This window comes from Psychromonas hadalis ATCC BAA-638 (genome assembly GCF_000420245.1).
GTDB lineage: Bacteria > Pseudomonadota > Gammaproteobacteria > Enterobacterales > Psychromonadaceae > Psychromonas > Psychromonas hadalis.
This window is the reverse complement of record NZ_ATUO01000312.1, coordinates 1-1,692: the sequence shown is the minus strand read 5'-3', so window position 1 is coordinate 1,692 and position 1,692 is coordinate 1. Positions and strand designations below refer to the sequence as shown.

The 1,692-nt window shown below is 42.8% G+C and carries 1 protein-coding gene; it reads left to right on the top strand.

Translation table 11 applies throughout. The features are described 5' to 3' along the window. Positions 1-221 precede the first annotated feature (221 nt). Positions 222-1,454 carry a type II secretion system F family protein gene (locus G322_RS0119185; RefSeq protein ID WP_022943271.1) on the top strand — a complete coding sequence of 411 codons (1,233 nt, stop codon included), beginning with the start codon at positions 222-224 and terminating at the stop codon, positions 1,452-1,454. Positions 1,455-1,692 lie beyond the last annotated feature (238 nt).

The window sequence follows — 1,692 nt, the reverse complement described above, 5'->3', positions numbered from 1 at the left end:
CCGGAAGTGAGGGCGAATTTAACGGCAGTTCAGGCAATGAGCGGGTAAGCTCTGCGAACCCTTTTTTTAGCCTTGCGTGTCGGAGGTGAGGCTTTAGCCTTGCGCTTTTGACTTTTGTTTTTAAAACAAGGCAGGATTAAAGTCCCACTTCCAAGTGAAGCGTGTTTTGATTGTTGTTTTAAACAAGTAAAGTAACCTCGTATCAAATTAAGGAAAATATCATGGCTGCAAAAAGAAAAGTAAAAACCACAGTCATTCATACTTTTAAGTGGAAAGGGATCAACCGTAAAGGTGCTAAAGTCTCTGGTGAACTACAAGGTGAGTCGGTTGCTGAAATTAAAGCGGAGTTACGTAAGCAGGGTGTAAATGTAACTAAAACACAGAAGAAGTCTAAACCCTTGTTCTCATTCGGGGATAGAATTACCCCGATGGATATTGCGGTTATCTCGCGTCAAATAGCCACGATGTTAAATGCGGGTGTGCCGTTGGTGCAAAGCTTGCAACTTATCGCTAAAAGTAATGAAAAAGCACCATTGCGTGAATTGATGAGTGCGATTGCGAATGAAGTTGCATCAGGTACGCCGATGTCGCAAACGCTACGTGGGCATCCTAAATATTTTGATGATTTGTATTGTGATTTGGTGGATGCAGGTGAGCAGTCTGGTGCGCTAGATACCATTTATGACCGTATCTCTATCTATAAAGAAAAATCGGAAGCACTGAAATCTAAAATCAAAAAAGCGATGTTTTACCCCGCCGCTGTATTGGCGGTTGCGGGTATCGTAACCATGTTACTGTTGTTATTTGTTATCCCACAGTTCCAAGATATATTTGAAGGGTTTGGCGCTGAACTGCCTGCCTTTACGCTGTTTGTATTGGGTATTTCAGAGGTTGTACAGGCTTACTGGTATATCATGATCGCCATTGTGACTATTTCGGTGATCGCTTTTAAAAAGGCGCATTTAAAATCTCAAAAAGTACGTGATAATACCGATAAGTTTGTATTGAAAATCCCTGTTATCAGTACGATTTTAGACAAAGCTGCGGTGGCACGTTTTGCACGTACACTTTCAACCACATTTGCTGCCGGTATTCCGCTTGTTGACGCGCTTGTTTCAGCTGCGGGAGCTTCGGGTAATTATATTTATCGTACGGCGATAAATAGTGTACGTTCTGAGGTGATGGCGGGGATGCAGATGAATGTGGCAATGAAAACCACGGGCGCTTTCCCTGATATGGTGTCACAAATGGTGATGATTGGTGAAGAGTCTGGCGATTTAGATGGCATGTTAAGCAAAGTTGCTGACATATATGAACAACAAGTTGATGATGCGGTTGATGCGTTAACCAGCCTATTAGAGCCGATGATCATGGTGGTCTTAGGTGTGGTTGTTGGTGGCCTGATTGTTGCGATGTACTTGCCAATCTTCGCATTAGGTAGTGTTATTGGTTAGTTTTTACTTCTTGGAAGTCTACTTTTGGGATGTGATGCTTTAGCTTCGCCAATAGTGGACAAGGCAGGACTAAAGTCCCACTTCCACGTTTTCATTTGGAAGTGGTATTTTATTTGGACGTGCTGCTTTAGCAGCACCCTTGATCACTAGGCAGAACTAAAGTTCTACGTCCACATTTTTATTTGGAAGTGGTATTTTATTTTGACGTGCTGCTTTAGCTGCGCCCTTGGTCACTAGG